Annotated in this window: 17 protein-coding genes and 1 riboswitch; of the genes, 6 read left to right on the top strand and 11 right to left on the bottom strand. The window is 68.9% G+C overall.

Features of this window, described 5'->3' with window-relative positions; all coding sequences use genetic code 11:
• From O5O54_RS14730 to O5O54_RS14720, 3 genes are read right to left on the bottom strand one after another with little or no spacing between them, the layout of a single operon-like run.
• On the bottom strand, positions 1 to 978 hold the full coding sequence (locus tag O5O54_RS14730) for a WD40 repeat domain-containing protein (RefSeq protein ID WP_279482571.1): 978 nt from the start codon (positions 976 to 978) through the stop codon (positions 1 to 3).
• The gene (locus O5O54_RS14725; protein ID WP_279482570.1) at positions 978 to 2,132 is read right to left on the bottom strand and encodes a GTP-binding protein; all 1,155 of its coding nucleotides are present in this window, start codon (positions 2,130 to 2,132) and stop codon (positions 978 to 980) included. Before O5O54_RS14725 ends, O5O54_RS14730 begins: the two co-directional genes overlap by 1 nt.
• 41 nt (positions 2,133 to 2,173) lie before the next feature.
• The gene (locus O5O54_RS14720) at positions 2,174 to 2,983 is read right to left on the bottom strand and encodes a creatininase family protein (RefSeq protein ID WP_279482569.1); all 810 of its coding nucleotides are present in this window, start codon (positions 2,981 to 2,983) and stop codon (positions 2,174 to 2,176) included.
• Positions 2,984 to 3,103: 120 nt separating this feature from the next.
• Here O5O54_RS14720 and O5O54_RS14715 point away from each other — a divergent pair, with 120 nt between their 5' ends.
• The 5 genes from O5O54_RS14715 to O5O54_RS14695 all read left to right on the top strand — a co-directional run bounded on the left by O5O54_RS14715 (position 3,104) and on the right by O5O54_RS14695 (position 7,492).
• Positions 3,104 to 3,580: a MarR family transcriptional regulator gene (locus O5O54_RS14715; protein WP_279482568.1), complete on the top strand. Its 477-nt coding sequence runs from the start codon at positions 3,104 to 3,106 to the stop codon at positions 3,578 to 3,580.
• Between the two features lie 80 nt (positions 3,581 to 3,660).
• The gene (locus O5O54_RS14710) at positions 3,661 to 4,692 is read left to right on the top strand and encodes a LacI family DNA-binding transcriptional regulator (protein ID WP_279482567.1); all 1,032 of its coding nucleotides are present in this window, start codon (positions 3,661 to 3,663) and stop codon (positions 4,690 to 4,692) included.
• Positions 4,693 to 4,705: 13 nt separating this feature from the next.
• A complete protein-coding gene (locus O5O54_RS14705) occupies positions 4,706 to 5,692 on the top strand; it encodes a 2-hydroxyacid dehydrogenase (protein WP_279482566.1) in 987 nt (328 codons plus the stop codon).
• Between the two features lie 97 nt (positions 5,693 to 5,789).
• A complete protein-coding gene (locus O5O54_RS14700) occupies positions 5,790 to 6,890 on the top strand; it encodes an autotransporter domain-containing protein (protein ID WP_279482564.1) in 1,101 nt (366 codons plus the stop codon).
• 161 nt (positions 6,891 to 7,051) lie between these two features.
• Positions 7,052 to 7,492: a hypothetical protein gene (locus O5O54_RS14695; RefSeq protein ID WP_279482563.1), complete on the top strand. Its 441-nt coding sequence runs from the start codon at positions 7,052 to 7,054 to the stop codon at positions 7,490 to 7,492.
• Positions 7,493 to 7,498: 6 nt separating this feature from the next.
• Here the strand turns inward: O5O54_RS14695 and O5O54_RS14690 are convergent, their stop codons facing one another.
• The 5 genes from O5O54_RS14690 to otsB all read right to left on the bottom strand — a co-directional run bounded on the left by O5O54_RS14690 (position 7,499) and on the right by otsB (position 12,071).
• The gene (locus O5O54_RS14690; RefSeq protein ID WP_279482561.1) at positions 7,499 to 8,170 is read right to left on the bottom strand and encodes a GNAT family protein; all 672 of its coding nucleotides are present in this window, start codon (positions 8,168 to 8,170) and stop codon (positions 7,499 to 7,501) included.
• Complete coding sequence (locus tag O5O54_RS14685) at positions 8,167 to 9,036, bottom strand: alpha/beta hydrolase (RefSeq protein ID WP_279482560.1); 870 nt, start codon at positions 9,034 to 9,036, stop codon at positions 8,167 to 8,169. The genes O5O54_RS14690 and O5O54_RS14685 overlap by 4 nt, the downstream gene beginning before the upstream one ends.
• Positions 9,037 to 9,126: 90 nt before the next feature.
• Positions 9,127 to 9,768 (bottom strand): 2-dehydro-3-deoxy-phosphogluconate aldolase, encoded by a 642-nt coding sequence (locus tag O5O54_RS14680; RefSeq protein ID WP_279482559.1) that lies wholly within the window; start codon positions 9,766 to 9,768, stop codon positions 9,127 to 9,129.
• A 90-nt stretch (positions 9,769 to 9,858) separates the two neighbouring features.
• Positions 9,859 to 11,310, bottom strand: coding sequence for a trehalose-6-phosphate synthase (locus O5O54_RS14675; protein WP_279482558.1), 1,452 nt, complete (start codon positions 11,308 to 11,310; stop codon positions 9,859 to 9,861).
• A gap of 2 nt (positions 11,311 to 11,312) precedes the next feature.
• Positions 11,313 to 12,071 carry a trehalose-phosphatase gene (gene otsB / locus O5O54_RS14670; RefSeq protein ID WP_279482557.1) on the bottom strand — a complete coding sequence of 253 codons (759 nt, stop codon included), beginning with the start codon at positions 12,069 to 12,071 and terminating at the stop codon, positions 11,313 to 11,315.
• A 175-nt stretch (positions 12,072 to 12,246) separates the two neighbouring features.
• Between otsB and O5O54_RS14665 the strand changes: the two genes are divergently transcribed.
• On the top strand, positions 12,247 to 12,945 hold the full coding sequence (locus O5O54_RS14665) for a TIGR02594 family protein (RefSeq protein WP_279482554.1): 699 nt from the start codon (positions 12,247 to 12,249) through the stop codon (positions 12,943 to 12,945).
• Positions 12,946 to 13,001: 56 nt separating this feature from the next.
• Here O5O54_RS14665 and O5O54_RS14660 read toward each other — a convergent pair whose 3' ends face one another.
• The 3 genes from O5O54_RS14660 to ugpE all read right to left on the bottom strand — a co-directional run bounded on the left by O5O54_RS14660 (position 13,002) and on the right by ugpE (position 16,521).
• Complete coding sequence (locus O5O54_RS14660; protein ID WP_279482553.1) at positions 13,002 to 14,315, bottom strand: D-amino acid dehydrogenase; 1,314 nt, start codon at positions 14,313 to 14,315, stop codon at positions 13,002 to 13,004.
• Between the two features lie 143 nt (positions 14,316 to 14,458).
• A riboswitch (glycine riboswitch) is annotated at positions 14,459 to 14,548 on the bottom strand.
• Positions 14,549 to 14,614: 66 nt separating this feature from the next.
• On the bottom strand, positions 14,615 to 15,673 hold the full coding sequence (locus tag O5O54_RS14655; protein ID WP_279482551.1) for a sn-glycerol-3-phosphate import ATP-binding protein UgpC: 1,059 nt from the start codon (positions 15,671 to 15,673) through the stop codon (positions 14,615 to 14,617).
• A complete protein-coding gene (gene ugpE, locus O5O54_RS14650; RefSeq protein ID WP_279482550.1) occupies positions 15,673 to 16,521 on the bottom strand; it encodes a sn-glycerol-3-phosphate ABC transporter permease UgpE in 849 nt (282 codons plus the stop codon). Before ugpE ends, O5O54_RS14655 begins: the two co-directional genes overlap by 1 nt.
• Between the last annotated feature and the right edge of the window lies 1 nt (position 16,522).

The following is a 16,522-nucleotide window of genomic DNA, read 5'->3' as shown; positions in this document are numbered from 1 at the left end:
TCAGCCGGCGATGTCGATCACGCCGGCCTCGCCGCTTTCCGATCCGAAGGCCAGGAACCGGCCCTTGGAATCCCAGCCGAGCGTGCGCACCGGGCCGCTGCCGCCGCGGCGGAGCAGAGCCTCCTTGGCGTCGGAGAAGCGAACGGCCAGGATCATGCCGTCGGCATAGCCGATCGCCACCACGTCGTCCGCCGGGTGGCAGGCGACGGAGACGACGCTGGTATCGCCGCGAGTGCCGAGTTCCAGCGGGGCCTTGCCCATCGGGCCGTCCTTGCCCGTGAAGGGCCAGAGGATGGCGGCGGGCGCGCCGGAGGTCGCGAGGAACTTGCCCTTGGCCGACCAAGACAGGCTCTTCACCTTGGCCGGATAGCCCGTCATGCGCATATGCTTGCCATCGTCGAGGCGCCAGCCGTGCAGCGCGTTCTCCTGCATCACGGAGACCAGGAAGCGCCCATCGGGCGAGAAGGTGACGCCGGTATGGGCGCCCTTCCATTCCAGTTCCTGCGCCTTGGCGTCGGTGCCGGCGAAGAAGAGCGAGGCGCCGTCGTAGCGCGCGGTTGCGATCCGCAGCCCCTTCGGCGCGAAGGCGATGTCCTCCACCGTGCGCCCGTGAGCGAACTCGCGGACCTCGCCCTTCGCATCGCGCACGAAGGCCGCCCGCCCCACGGCATAACCGACCGCGCCGCCGGGGCCGCCCGCGACGGCCGAGATCCACTTGCGCCCCGCCGAGGCGAGTTCGGCGGACTGCCGGTCCGGCGTCGTGGCGACGACCCGGCCGTCCTCGCCGCCGGACAGGAGCCGGGCCGAGAACGGGTCGAGCCGGGCGGACAGGAGCCCGCCCTTGTGCGCCTCGATCGCGGTTTCGCCCCCTGCGGGGAAGCGGATCGTGCCGTCCGACAGGGCGAAGACCGGTTCGTCCTTCAGGAAGGCGGCCGTCTCGACGTAGCCGTCGAACGAGTATGGGGCGATCTGCGGCATCAGGCGGGCGCGGCCTCGCGGGTCTTGGCCGCACAGGACCGGAACTCAGCCTCCAGACGCTCGGCGTCGAGCTCGCGCCCGATGAAGACGAGCCGGCTCTCGCGCGCCTCGTCCTCGCGCCAGGGTCGCTGATGGTCGCCCTCGATGATCATGTGGACGCCCTGGACGACGTAGCGGTCGGGATCGCCCTTGAAGGCGAGGATACCCTTGAGGCGCAGGATGTTCGGCCCTTCGGTCTGGGTCAGGTTCTGGATCCAGGGGAAGAAGCGGTTCTGGTCCAGCTCGCCGCCGCGCAGCGAGACCGAGGTCACGGTCACGTCGTGGATCGGGGCGACCGCGCCGTGGGCGTGGTGGTGGTGGTCGTGGTCGTGGTCGTGATGATGGTGGTCGTGTCCATGATCGTGATGGTGGTGATCATGGCCGTGATGGTGGGGATGGTCGTGGTCGCAGTCCGGCCCGCAGACATGGTCGTCGTGCGCGTGGGCCGCCTCTTCGAGGAAGTGCGGCTCCTGGTCGAGCACGCGCTTCAGGTCGAAGGCGCCCTGCCCGAGCACCCGGTCGAGACGGATGGCCGAGCGCTCGGTGCGGTGGATCACGGCAGACGGGTTGATGGCCCGCACGGTCGCCTCGACGCGCGCGAGTTCCTCGGCGCTGACGAGGTCGGTCTTGTTGAGAAGCACGACGTCGGCAAAGGCGATCTGGTCCTCGGCCTCGCGCGAATCCTTCAGCCGCAGGCCGATGTGCTTGGCGTCCACCAGCGCGACCACGGCGTCGAGGCGCGTCTTGGAGCGCACGTCGTCGTCCATGAAGAAGGTCTGCGCCACCGGCACCGGGTCGGCGAGGCCCGTGGTCTCGACGATGATCGCGTCGAAGCGGCCGGTGCGCTTGGTCAGGTTCTCCACGACACGCACGAGGTCGCCGCGCACGGTGCAGCAGATGCAGCCGTTGTTCATCTCGTAGATCTCTTCGTCGGTCTCGACGATGAGGTCGTTGTCGATGCCGATCTCGCCGAACTCGTTGACGATCACGGCGTAGCGCTTGCCGTGGTCCTCGGTGAGGATGCGGTTGAGCAGCGTCGTCTTGCCGGAGCCGAGATAGCCGGTGAGAACGGTGACGGGAATCTGGCCCTCGGTCGGGCGGGACGTGTCGGACATCGGGATGCCTCCTTGCCTGGAGCGCCCGATATAGGCCCGTCCTATCCGTTTTGCACGGGTGAAGGCGGCCAATCCACCGCCGCCACGTCCTCCAGGAACTCGACGAAGCGCCCCGCCTGATGCTGCAGGATCGCCCGGCCCATGTCCGCCGTTCCGAGGCGCGCGTCACCCACGGTTCCGACCGGGTTGAGGTCCTCGGCGGCCCAGGCGAATCCGAGCCGACCGTGCGCGCGCAGGTGGTGCCGCTCGGCGACGAGGCGGGACTGGAGCGAGGGCTGATCGAGGACATGCTCCCGTCGCACGAGGTCCGGGCGGATGTGCAGCATCAGCGCCGTCTCCACCGCGCCGCCGTGAATACCGACGGCCACCTCGTCCTCCGGCAGGAGACCGGGCGGCAAGCCGAAGCGGTTCCAGGCGGCGCTGGCGCACAGGAGGCCGCGCCGGCGGCGAAGGTCGAGCGCGGCGGCCTCCACCGCCTGCGTGTTGCCACCGTGCGAGGACACGATCGCCAAGCGGGCGAAGCCCGCGCCGGCGACGCCCTCGCCCAGCCGGACGATCGTCTCCGTCGCCACGCGCCAGCCGAGCGACAGCGTGCCGGGAAAGGCGAGGTGTTCGTCCGATGCGCCGATCCGCAGAACCGGGAGGAACACGGCCTCGAAGGCCGCCGGCAGCCGGGCGATCGCCTCGGCCACCATCGCGTCGGCGATCATGGCGTCCGTGCCGAGCGGAAGGTGCGCGCCATGCTGCTCCACGGCGGCGACCGGCAGGACGGCGACGGCCCGGCCAAGATCGCCCCGGCGCGCACGCAGCTCGGCACTGGTCACGTCCTCGAATCGGCGCGCGAGTGGCATCGGCCCTGTCTCCTCAAGCTGCGAGGCTTGTAGATGCCCCAGGGGAATGGTGAAAGGGATGCGGCGTGGACATGACCGGGCGGCCCGGTCATCCTCGCGTTTCCGTTCGGGTGGTCGGTCATGGGCGAGCGCAAGAAGATCAAGGGATCGGCGGTGAGCGTGCAGCTTACCCTGACGGCGCGCGCCCTGCGCAACGCCTTGTCGCACGAGTTGGCGGCGCGCGGCCTCTATCCCGGGCAGGACGCGGTGCTCCTCGCCATTGCCACCGAGGCGGACGGCATCTCGCTGCGCGACCTCGCGGAGCGGCTGAGCGTGCGGCCGCCCACCGTCACCAAGACCATGGCGCGCCTCTCCGCCCAGGGGATCGTCGAGCGCCGCCCTTCGCGCGCCGACGCGCGTCAGAACTTCGTCCATCTCACCGAAAAGGGCGAGGGCCTCGTGGACGAGGTGCGCGCCGCCCGCGCGGGCCTGGAAAAACGGGCGCTGAAGGGCGTGAAGGCCAAGGACGCCCGCAGGCTGCGAAAGCTCCTGCGCCGCATCGAGCGCAACGTCGCCGCCGAGGGCGCGGACGGCGCCACCGGCGAGATCGACGATTGACCGCCTCCGGTTGCGTCGGGCAGGGCCAGTCCTTACACCCGGAGGATCGAACGTCTCGGATGGACATGGAACGGCACTAGGTGGCGCAGAAGGTCAAATTGTCGACGATCGCCGAGCGGCTCGGCCTGTCCACGGCCACCGTCTCGCTGGCGCTGCGCGACAGTCCGCTCGTCGCCGAGGTGACGCGCGAGCGCATCAAGGAAGAGGCCCGCACCTCCGGCTATATTTACAACCGCCGGGCGGCGAGCCTTCGGACCTCCAAGTCCGGCATCGTCGGCGTCTGCGTCCACGACATCATGAACCCGTTCTATGGCGAGATCCTGAAGGCGATCGAGGACGAACTCGACCGCCACCGCCAGACCTTCGTTCTCTGCAACCACTACGACGACCTGTCGAAGCAGCGCTCGTTCCTGGACACGATGCTCCAGCTCGGCGCGGACGGGCTGATCATGTCGCCCGCCATCGGCACGCCTGCCTCCGACATCCGCCTCGCCGAGGACAACGACCTTCCCGTCGCGCTGATCGCGCGCACGGTGGAGGGCTCGGGCGTCGCCTCGTTTCGCGGCGACGACGCCTACGGCATGTCGCTCGTGGTGCGCCACCTGATCGACGAAGGTCATCAGAGGATCGCGCTCGTCGGCGGCACGGACCAGACCTCCACCGGACGCGACCGCGCGCAAGGCTATCGCGACGCGCTGGAGGCGGCCGGCATTCCCTTCCGGCCGGACTGGTGGATCAAGGGGGCGCGCTCGCGCCACCAGGGCTTCGATGCCGCAGCCGACTTCCTATCGCTACCGGACCGGCCAAGCGCCGTCGTGTGCTTTTCCGATCTCGTCGCGCTCGGCCTGATGTACGGCCTGTCGCGCGCGGGCGTCCGGCCGGGCGTCGATATCGCCGTCTGCGGCTACGACGACATCGACGAGGCGGCGATCGCCATGCCCCCGCTCACCACCGTCGCCAACGGCCAAGCCGAGGTCGGCCACCGTGCGGCCGGTGCCCTGCTGGCGCGGCTGGGCGGCGAACCCGCCGAGGAGCGGCTGGAGCTGATCCGTCCCGAACTTCGCGTGCGCCAGTCCAGCCTTCTGAGGCCGGCCACATCTCCATCCCAATAAAGCGAGCGTTCCCTTGTCCTCATCCAGCGACGTCACCGTTCTTGTCTTCGGCCCCTACAACGGCGACGGCATCGCCGAACTGGAACGGCGCTTCACGGTGCGCCACCTGAAGACGCGCGATATCGCGGAACTGCCCGAGGCCGAGCGCGGCGGCATCCGGGCCGTGGCCGTCGCCGGTCGCATTCCCAACGCCGCGATCGACGCACTGCCGAACCTCGAGATCATCGGCCATTTCGGGGTCGGCTACGACGGCGTCGACGCCGGCCATGCCGCTTCGCGGGGGGTCGCCGTCACCAATACGCCCGACGTCCTCACGGAAGAAGTCGCCGACACGACGCTCGGCCTGCTGCTGATGACGGTTCGCGAACTCGGTCTTGCCGAAGCCTATGCGCGCGCCGGCCGCTGGGAAGCGGAAGGCCCCTACCCGCTCACGCGCTTCAGCCTGCGCGGCAAGACCGCCGGCATCATGGGTCTCGGGCGCATCGGCCTTGCCATCGCCGAGAGGCTGGAAGCCTTCGGGCTCGAGGTCGCCTATCACAACCGCTCGCGGCGCAGCGACGTGGCCTATGCCTATCACGACACGCTGGAAGGCCTTGCGAAGGCGGTGGACATCCTGATCGTCGCCGCGCCCGGCGGGCCGTCCACGGACAAGGCGGTGAACGAAGGTGTGCTGACGGCGCTCGGCGCCGAGGGAATCTTCATCAACATCGGGCGCGGCTCCACCGTGGACGAGCCGGCGCTGATCGACGCCTTGAAGAACGGCACGATCGCGCGCGCGGGCCTCGACGTCTTCGCCGACGAGCCGCGCATTCCGGCAGACCTCATGGCCCTGCCGAACGCCACGCTGCTGCCGCACGTCGCCTCGGCTTCGCGCGATACACGCCGCGCCATGGGCGATCTCGTCGCCGACAACCTGTCGGCGTGGTTCGCGGGCGAACCGCTGCCGACGCCCGTGCCGGAAAGCGAAGCGGCGGGCCTGTCCCGCGCCAAGGCTTCGTGATCGGCGGGCGCCGCCTCCGCCCTTTTCCGTGATCCAGCCACGGGTTATGCTGCGCTGCGATAATCCGTGACAGAACCCATATCCTGGGGGACGGTCCATGTCCGCTCTCCGGCTCGATACGCGTCGCGACCTCCGGCTCGCGGCGTTGGCAGCCTTGTTCATTCTTGGCCCGGCATTCCTGTCCGGGCCCCCAGCCTCCGCCGCGCCGCTGGACGCTGCGCTGCGCACGGCGAGCGACCTCGCCCTTGCCGCCGGTGCCCGGCTCAACGCACGGATCGAGGACGTGCGCGATCCCGGCATCACCGCGATGTCCGGCGTCGATCTCGCTCTGCGCATCGAACGAGCCGAGGCGGACCGTACGCTGGACCCGTTTCTCCTCGGACCCGAACCGGATCTGCCCACCCTCTTCTGGGACAACGACTTCGACTGGCGCCCGGTCCCTGCCGCCGAGCTGGAGGTCAAGCGCAAGACTGCGAGCGACGGGACTGGCGACCTGTGGGGCTCGGGAACCGTTGAGTTCGGGCGGGATCCGGACGGGATGATCGCCTCGCGCCAGTCGCGCGCCGACATCGCCACGGGGCTCGACCTGTCGCTTTCCGCCCGCGCGACGATGGGCGCGGCTCTCGGTTTCAACCGCGTCCACATGGACGGGGCCGGATCGCTGGACCTGCCGACCTTATCGACCTACGGCACCTTCGCGCCGACAACGAGCAGCTTCGTGGATCTCGCGGCCGGCCTCGGCCCGCTCCATGCTTCGGCCCCCTCGGCAGGGGGCGTGATCGACGCCGGCGAGGCGGCCTTCGCGACCGCGACGTTCGGAGCGCGCACCCGTACCGGCGCCGTCGTTCTCTCGCCCTTTGGACGCGTCGAGACCGCATGGGTGCGTGCCGACCCCCGCGGCCTCGCGAACAGCGCCGCGCTCCATGCCAGCCGAACCTCGGCCGTGGCAGGGCTCAAGACCGCGCGGCCGATCCGCCGGGCCGACCATGCGCTCGCCCCGGCCCTTCGGCTGGAGGTTCGACAGGACCTTTCGCGCAGCCCGTCGCTCGGGCGGCGCATGGCCCAGGAATTCACCCTGGCACCGGAGATCGAAGCCGAGCTCGCACCCCATTGGACCGCGCGGGTCGAGCATCGCTCCCGCTTCGGCGGGGATGGCGATACGCGCTCGCTCCAGTTCCGGCTGGAAGCGAAGTTCTGACCCGATGCCGCCTCGTTAACCTTCAGGTAAGGCTAACGATGCGATACTCCCCCTCTGTTCGCCTGCCCCTCCGCCCATTCGGGAGCCTTCGTTTCCCGGGAGCCGCAGGCCGTTCAAGGGTTTGGTGCCGCTCGGCAACGCGGCGCATTCGGAGATTGGTCATGAGATTTGCAGCCGTGGCGCTTGGCGTCGGCTTCGTCGGAACGCTTCTCGCCAACCTTCCCGCCCATTCGGACGAGAACGCCGGGAGCCTGGTCTCCCTGATGCGTCCGTCCTCCGAGATCACCGGCTCGGTGTCCCCGAACGGGCCGCAGCCGGCGGCCGCGATCCGTCTCATCGACCTGCGCAACGGCGCCACCTGCAAGATCGCCGGCCCTGCCGGAGCCGATGCCGGGTTCCGCCGCGCGCCGCTCGGCCCCGACTGCGCCGCCTCGCCGGACCTCGCCCGCGTCGCCTACTGGAAGACCACCGACGACGGCGCGCTGATCATGGCCGACGGCGGCGGCGAGACGGTGCTGGAGTTCATTCCGGGCGACGGCGTCCTTTTCGAGAGCGTCTACCCCGCCAACGCCCTCATCACGATCGTCCCCGCACGAGGCTGAAGGTCCTCAGGGGCGGCACTGCGCGAGAGAGCGGCGCTGCCGGCCGTTCCGGTCGAAGTTGTCCGGGTCGAGCCAGGCTTCGAAACCGGCCCTCACCTTCGGCCAGTCCCCGTCGATGATCGAGAACCACGCCGTGTCGCGGTTGCGGCCCTTGCTCACCATGTGCTGCCGGAAAAGGCCCTCGTGGTGGAAGCCGAGCCTCTCGGCCGCCCGCTTGGAGGGCGCGTTGCGGTCGTTGCACTTCCATTCCAGCCGTCGGTAGCCGAGTTCGTCGAAAACCCGCTCGAAGAGGAGGAAGAAGGCCTCCGTCGCCGCCCGCGTCTGCTGGAGGCCGGGAGACAGACAGATATGGCCGATCTCCACCACGCCGTTGGCCGGATCGAGCCGCATCAGCGCCGCGACGCCCTCCGCCCGGTTCGACAGGGTCGGCACGATCGCGTGGAACATCGGATCGGCACCGACATAGGTCGTGTTGGCGAAGCGACCGAAATCCTCCGCCGTCTCGAACGGTCCGTAGGCGAGATAGTCCCAGAGCCTGTCGTGCCCTTCGAAGGCGGCATGGAGCTCGGCGAAGCGCCTTGCGTCTCGGATCGGCTCCACCCGGACATGATTGCCGATCATGGTCCTGTGACCCGGCAGCTCGCGCGGCTCCCAATGCGACAGGTCGTGGCTCGTCATCTCGATCGGTCCCTCAGAAACGCCAGAACATCCGCGCGCAATTGCCTATTGCCGAGCGGCAGGGCCGTCGCGAAGGAGCTGACGGTACCGATATGGTCGAGGTCGGGATAGAGATTCTCCGAGACCGGAACGTCCGCCGCCCGCAGCCGGCCCGCCAGCGAGCGCATGTTCTCCGGATCCACGGTCGTGTCGCGTCCACCATGGGCAAGGAAGGTCGGCGGGTCGCCGGCGCCGACGAAGCGGACCGGTTGGCTGTCCTCGCGCAGGGCAGGCGGAAAGATGCGCTTGTAGCGCTCCTCCTTCAGCGGCAGGAAGTCGTAGGGGCCGGACAGGCCGATGAAGCCGGCGACCGTGCGCTCGGGTGCTCCGGCGGCGCGCAGATAGCGTTCGTCATAGGCGAGGAGCGCCGCGATCTGCGCGCCGGCCGAATGGCCCATCAGGAAGACCGGATGCCGGCCTGCGGCGATGCCCGCCCCGCCCTGGCGCGCCAGCCGCTCCACGGCGGCGACGGCCTCGGCGCCGTCCTCCACGAAGCCGGGAAATCGGACCGCGGGATAAACGCGATAGTCGGGGATCGCGACGATGTATCCGGCGGACGCAAGCGACTGTCCGACGAAAGGATAGAGCGATTTCGAGCCGGAATCCCAGCTCCCGCCGTAGATGAAGACGACGATCGGCGTGGAAGGTCCCGCCCCGGCCGGCACGTAGAGATCGAACGTTCCGCGCTCGCCCGGCCCGTAGCGGAGATCGCGCATGGTCTCGAAGCCGGACCGGCTGGTGACAGCGTTGAGGAGCGCGGCGCCCGAACAGGCCGTCAGAAGGCCGGCAAGCGACACGAGGAGAAGCAGACGGGACAGGGAGCGCAAGGCGGGGATCGCAGGACCGGAGGAGAGGGGCAGTCCCGCATCAGATGGAACAGGCGGAAGCGGAGGCCAGCCGCCGCTTCCGCCCGATGATCAGCGGCGGCTAAGCGCCGCGGCTTCGCGCGCCAGCGCGGTGACCTCGTCGAAGCGCCCGGCCGAGACGAGATCCTTCGGCGCAACCCAGGAGCCGCCGACACAGACAACGTTGGGCAGCGCGAGGTAGTCGCCGACGTTCTTGGTGCTGACGCCGCCCGTCGGGCAGAAGCGGATGCCCTGGAACACCGGCGCCAGCGCCTTGAGATAGGGAATGCCGCCGAGCTGTTCGGCGGGGAAGAACTTCAGGATCTCGTAGCCTTCCTCGATCATGGCCATCAGCTCGCTCGGCGTCGCCGCGCCCGGCAGGAGCGGCACGTCGGAGGTCTTGGCCGCGTCCAGAACCTCGTGCGTCGTGCCGGGCGAGACGATGAAGCGGGCGCCCGCCTCGACCGCCTGATCGAACTGGCGCGGCGTAAGGATCGTGCCCGCGCCGCACAGGGCCTCGGGCACCTCGGCGGAAATGGCCTTGATCGCGTCGAGGGCGGCCGGCGTGCGCAGCGTGACCTCGATACCCGGCAGACCACCGGCCGTCAGGGCTCGGGCGAGCTGGACACCCTCGGCGGCGCTCTCCACCGCCACGACCGGCATGACGGGCTGGCCCGTCAGGATCTCCATCAGGGCATGGGTCTTCTGGGTCATGGCGTCCGGTCCTTCAACGCTGGCGTTTGGCTCCACACGAGCTTTAGCTGAAGCGCAAGCCCGCCGGAACCCGCCATTTCAATCGATTTGCTACCAGCTCATCGCCATGCCGGCGCGGAAGCGGTCCCACCAGGATCGCGGCTGGAGATCACGCTCGGCCGGTGCGTCGAGGACGGCCAGGAACGTCTCGCACCAGTTGTGCGCCGTGTTGGAGAAGACGCGCGCGCGCATCGCCTCGTGCCGGCGCTGCCGCTCCTCCAGGGGCATTTCGAGCGCCTGCTTCAGGGCGCGCGCCAGGTCGTCGGGCGAATAGGGATTGACGATCAGCGCCTCGGGAAGCTCGGCGCGCGCGCCGGCAAAGCGCGACAGGATCAGGACGCCGGGATCGGCCCGGTCCTGCGCGGCGACGAACTCCTTGGCGACGAGGTTCATGCCGTCGCGCAGCGGCGTCACCATGCAGATCTGCGCGGCGCGGTAGATGCCGGCGAGCGCACGGCGCGTGAAGCCGTTGACCATGATCTGGATCGGGTTCCAGTCGAGGGTGGCGAAGCGACCGTTGATGTTGCCCGCGAGCCCCTCCAGTTCGACGCGCAGGTCGGCATAGGCCTCCACCTCGCCGCGCGAGACGGGCGCGACCTGGAGGAACTGCGTCTGGCCGCGTAAGGTCGGATTGTCCTCCAGAAGGAGTTCGTAGCCGCGGAAGCGCTCCACGATGCCCTTGGAATAGTCCATCCGGTCGACGCCGACGATCTGGTGGCGCCCGTGCGAGATGCTCTCGACCATCCTCTCGTGCTCGCGCGCCTCCTCCGAGACCGCGAACTCGGCAAAGCCCTCCGCGTCGATGCCGATCGGGAAGGCGGAGGCGCGCACGATGCGCCCGTCGGCGGTGCGGAGCCGGTCGCCATCGATGTCTTCCGCGCCGAACTCCTGGGTGCAGAAGGCGACGAAGTTGCGCCGGTCGTTGTCGGTCTGGAAGCCGATCACGTCGTAGGCGAGCATGGCGCGCACCAGATCCTGGCTCGCGGGCAGCGCCGTCAGCATGTCGGGCGGGCAGAATGGAATATGCAGGAAGAAGCCGAGGCGGCCGTCATAGCCGGCCTGCCGCAGGTCCTGGCCGAGGAAGAAGAAGTGGTAGTCGTGGACCCAGACGAGGTCGTCGGCTTCCAACAGCGGCATCAGGCGTTCCGCGAAGCGCTTGTTGACCGCGCGATAGACCCGCTCGGACTGCCTGTCGAAGGCGGCGATGTCGAGCCGGTAGTGCAGGAGCGGCCAGAGCGAGCGGTTGGCGTAGCCGAGATAGAAGCCTTCGATCTCCTCCTCCGACAGGTCGATCGTCTTGAGGGCGGTGTGCCCGTGTTCCTCGACGCGGATCTCGCTGCTGGTTCCCTCGGGCGAGATCTGCCCGCTCCATCCGAACCAGAGGCCGCCCCGGCGCCGCAGCGCATCCGCCAGTCCCACCGCGAGCCCACCCGCCTTGCCCTCGTCGCTCAAGGGGCCGACCCGGTTGGAGACGACCACAAGCCGATGATTGCCTGCCCCCATGCTCAAGACGCCTCCCTGATGCCGTCGTCTTGCGAAACCGGCTCCACCCCGAGCCAGCGGTGGACGGAATCGACGCCGGCGAGCCGGTAGTCCGCTTCGCTCGGCCCGTTGCCGACCTTGACCGAGACGCCGTTCAGCGCCTTGACGGCGGCGAAGCCGAACTCGTCGGTCGTGTCGTCGCCGAGATAGACCGGCACGCGGCCGACGAAGGGCTCGCGCGTCATGAAGGCGGCCAGTGCCTTGCCCTTGTCCATGCCGCCCAGATGCACCTCGACGATGTTGTCGCCCTTCATCACGGCAAAGCCCGGCTCGTCCCGGACGGAGCGGTTGACCAGTTCCATCGCCGCATCCTCGAGTTCGGGATAGCCGCGATAGTGGATCACAAGCGCGGTGCCCTTGTCCTCCAGCCTGAGGCGCGGCTCCTCCGTCACGCCAACCGAAAGGATCAGTCGGACGGGATCGAGGCCGGCCGGACCGGCCAGCGGCACGACGGCGCCGCCCGGCTCCTCGCGCCGCTCCAGCCCGTGCACGCCGCCGGCGGCAAAGGCGAGCGGCGACAGGAAATGGTCGAGATCGGCGATGCGGCGCCCGCTGAGCAGCGCGAAGGCGCCCGAACAGGCGCGCTGCAACTCGGCGAGGCGCTCCACAGCCTGCCGGGAGATGCGGACATCCTCCGGCCGATCGACGAGTTCGACGAGCGTCCCGTCGAAATCGATGAACAGCGCGTGGCGATCGGGGTCGAGCGTCGGGGGGAGGTTCATGGCGCCCAAGATAGGGGAAACGAGGGGGATGCCTACCCACAAAATGCGCTTGAAAATGCCTTTAGCCGGACACAATCTCCGCAATCCGTCCCCGCCCGCGCCCCGCACCGGATGATGCGCCTCCGCAGCAAGGCGCCCTCGAAGGCGCCCTCGCCCCGCCAGAAGGAGGCAGGACATGGCGCATCCCACATCCCTCATTCAGACACGGCTCGCGTCGCTCGGCTTCGATCCCGGCCCGGTCGACGGCATCCGAGGCCGGCGGACCGCGGCCGCGATCCGAGCCTTCCAGCGCGACCGGGGGCTCCTTCCCGACGGGGTGATCGGCCCCCGGACGCGCGCGCTCCTGTTCCCGGAGGCCGCGGCGGAGGCAGGCGCACCGGACCGGCCGTGGTACGAGGAGGCGCGCCGCCTGATCGGCACGCGGGAGGTGCCGGGTCCCGGCAGCAATCCCGTGATCGAGGACTGGGCGAAGGGCCTCGGCATCCCCTATCCCGGCGACGACATCCCCTGGTGCGGGCTCTTCGTCGCCCATTGCATCGGGGCGACCCTGGCGGACGAGCCCCTGCCCGCCTATCCGCTCGGCGCGCGCAACTGGATGCGCTTCGGGCGGGCGTGCGAGCCGGGCCTCGGCAGCGTGCTCGTGTTCTGGCGGGAAAGCCGCGCGAGCGGCAAGGGCCATGTCGGCTTCTATGCGGGCGAGGACGCGCGAGGCTTCTACGTGCTCGGCGGCAACCAGAGCGACGCCGTCAACGTCAGGCGCCTGGCCAAGGCGCAGTTCCTCGGCGCGCGGTGGCCGGCGAGCGCCGCGGGGGACACGCCGGAAACGGTCGAGCTGACGCTGGCGACCAGCGCCTTCGAGACGGCGCTGAGCTGACGCGAAAAGCCCGGCCCGACGGATGGGTCGGGCCGGGCTTTCATTCGATCGGGCGGTCAGGCCGCTTCGGTGAGGCGCTCGGCTTCGGCGCGCACCGCCGGCACGGGCTTCAGCTCCGGGCGCACGAACACGCCCGGCGCGGCATAGTCGCCCGCGACTTCCGCCGCGATCGTGTCGGCGGTGATGGCAGACAGCGTCCAGCCGAGATGGCCGTGGCCGGTGTTGTAGTAGACGCCCTTGGCCTTGCCGCGGCCGACGCGGGGCATCATGTCGGGCATCATCGGGCGAAGGCCCGCCCAGGGCACGACCGAGGCGGTCGAGACACCGGGGAAGCGATGGCGGCACCAGTCCACCAGCGGCTTGATGCGGTCCATGCGGATGTCGCGGTTCTCGCCCGCGAACTCGGCGGTGCCGGCGATGCGCAGGCGGTCCTCGCCCAGACGGCTGGTGACGATCTTGGCCTTGTCGTCGAGAAGCGAGACGTAAGGGGCGCCCGCGCGGCTGGCCTCGTCGGTCAGGTTCACGGTGATCGAGTAGCCCTTCACGGGATAGACGTTGACGCGATCGCCGAGCTGGCTCGCGAAACGCCGGCTGGCCACGCCGGCGCAGACCACCACGGCATCGAAGTCCTCGCGCGCGGGCTCCGCCTCGCTGCCCACGGTCCGGGAGAAGACGGCCGCGCCGCCCTCGGTGCGGGTCGAGAGCTGCGTGACGTCGGCCTCGTAGCGGATCTTACCGCCGCGGCGGACGACGGCGTCGGCAAGGCCGCGCGTGTACTTGTGGATGTCGCCGGTGAAGTCGGACTCGGTGAAGAAGCCGCCGTGGAACGTGCCGGCAAGCGTCGGCTCGATGGCATGGATCTCGGCGTCGGTCAGGCTTCGGCGCTCCAGCCCGCCCTTGGCGTAGAGGGCGCTGACGCGGGTCGCATGCTCGAACTCGGACTTCGATTCGTAGACATGCAGGATGCCGCGCTTGACGAGATCGAACTCGAAGCCCTCGCGTTCGGCCATCTCGATGAGGTGACGGCGCGCGGCGATGGCGAGCTTGACGGTCGCCACCGTGTTCTCCTCGTAGGAGCGCGCGGCGAGCACGAACTCGGCCATCCAGGACAGCTTGTGCCAGGTCGGCGCGGGATGGACGAGAAGCGGCGCGTCCTTCTTGAGCATCCACTTGATGCCCTTGATGAAGGTGGACGGCGAGTTCCATACCTCGGCGTTGGAGGCCGAGAGCTGGCCGCCGTTGGCGAACGAGGTTTCCATGGCCGAATAGGCGTTGCGGTCGAAGACCGTCACGTCCAGGCCCTGGGACAGGAGCTTGTAGGCGGTGGTGATGCCGGTAATGCCGGCGCCGATGACGGCAACAGAGGTCACGACGGATCCTTTCCCCGCATCCTGCGGGTCTGGTTCACGCCCCTCCGTCAATAGCCTGAAAGTTTCACGGAAAGGGAATCGTTCCCCCACCGCTTTCTTCGTCGGCGGACGACCCGAAAGGATCGCCACTCTCCGGATATGGTTTGCGCCGCGCGGTCCTTTTGCCTGAGAGTTTCCGGGGCGGTTGCTCCTTCGGCGCCGGCCTTTCGGCCGGTCTCTCCCGCAAGCGGCGATAGGCGGTACATAGCGGGATAGGACGAATGCGGCAAGATCAAAGAATCCGCAGACCGGCCTAAAGTCTAGGCAACCCTGCGTCCCGTATCGGCGGAGAAGAGATGCAGCGCGGCCGGCTCGAAGCCGACGCGCACCCGCTCCCCGAGGTCCTTGCGGACGTGGCCGGGCGTGCGAAGGGCGATGTCGGCGCCGCCCGAGGGCAGTGAGCCGTAGAGATAGGTCTCGGCGCCGACGCGCTCGATGGCGTTCAGCGTGACCTCGACGGCCGGACGTCCGTCCCCTGCCCCGTCGAGGATGGCGACGTGCTCGGGCCGGATACCCAGCACCTGCGTGCCCCCCGGGGCGGTACCGAGCGCACGGTCCATGCCCTCGATGGTCAGCGCGTCGGCCAGAGGCACGAGGTTCATGGCGGGCGAGCCGATGAAGCTCGCGACGAAGAGCGAGGCCGGGCGCTCGTAGACCTCGATCGGCGTGCCGACCTGCTCGACCTGTCCGGCGTTGAGCACCACCAGCCGGTCGGCCAGCGTCATGGCTTCGAGCTGGTCGTGAGTGACGTAGAGGCTCGTCGTCTTCAGCCGCTTCTGCAGGCGGCGGATCTCGGCGCGCATGGAGACGCGCAGCTTGGCGTCGAGGTTGGACAGCGGCTCGTCGAACAGGAAGGCCGCCGGCTCGCGCACGATGGCCCGGCCCATGGCGACACGCTGGCGCTGGCCGCCCGAGAGCTGCCCCGGCTTGCGGTCAAGATAGGTCTCGATTTCGAGCGCCCGTGCCGCCTCGCCGATGCGCCGCTCGATCTCTTGGGCCGGCATCTTCCGGTTCTTGAGGCCATAGGCGAGGTTCTGGCGCACGCTCATATGGGGGTAGAGCGCGTAGTTCTGGAACACCATGGCGATGTCGCGGTCGGCCGGCTCGAGGTCGTTGACCCGCCGCTCGCCGATCCGGACCTCGCCGCCGGTGATCGTCTCCAGCCCCGCCACCATGCGCAGCAGCGTGGACTTGCCGCAGCCCGAGGGGCCGACGAGGACGACGAACTCGCCGTCCGCGATGTCGAGCGAGATGCCCTTCACCGCCTCCTGCCCGTTGGGATAGGTCTTGCGGACGTCGTGAAGCGTGATCGAGGCCATTACTTTTCCGATTCCACAAGGCCTTTGACGAACCAGCGCTGCATCAGCACCACCACGAGGACGGGGGGCAGGATCGCGAGGATCGCCGTCACCATGACGAGGTTCCACGGCGTGTCGGCGTCGGCGAAGGAGATCATCTTCCTCAGGCCGATGACGATCGTGTTCATGGAGTTGTCGTTGGTGACGAGGAGCGGCCAGAGATACTGGGTCCAGCCGTAGATGAAGAGGATGACGAAGAGTGCAGCGATGTTGGTCTTCGACAGGGGCAGGAGGATGTCCTTGAAGAAGCGCATCGGCCCCGCCGCATCGACGCGCGCGGCCTCCACCAGTTCGCCGGGGATGGTCAGGAAGAACTGGCGGAACAGGAGCGTCGCCGTGGCGGACGCCACCAGAGGCAGGATCAGTCCGGCATAGGTGTCGATCAGGCCGAGATCGACCATCACCTTGTAGGTCGGCAGGATGCGCACCTCGACGGGCAGCATCAGCGTCATGAAGATCAGCCAGAAGAACGCCATCCGGAAGGGAAAGCGGAAGAAGACGATGGCGAAGGCCGAAAGGAGCGAGATCACGATCTTACCGATCGCGATGCCGAAGGCCATGACCGAGGTGTTGAACAGGAGCGTCCAGACGTCGACGCCGCCGATCCGCCCCACGCCGCCGAACAGCGCCTGGCCATAATTCTCGGCGAAGTGTTCGCCGGGCAGGAGCGGCAGCGGCGGGCGCAGGATTTCGGGCACCGAGAGGGTTGAGGCGACGAACGTGTAGTAGATCGGGAAGGCGACAATCAGGACGCCGAGGATCAGGACGCAATGGGCGAGCGCGGTGGCGAAGGGGCGGTTCTCGATCATC

The sequence above is a fragment of the Aureimonas sp. SK2 genome, from assembly GCF_029813115.1.
GTDB lineage: Bacteria > Pseudomonadota > Alphaproteobacteria > Rhizobiales > Rhizobiaceae > Aureimonas.
This window is presented reverse-complemented; position numbering and strand designations above follow the sequence as displayed.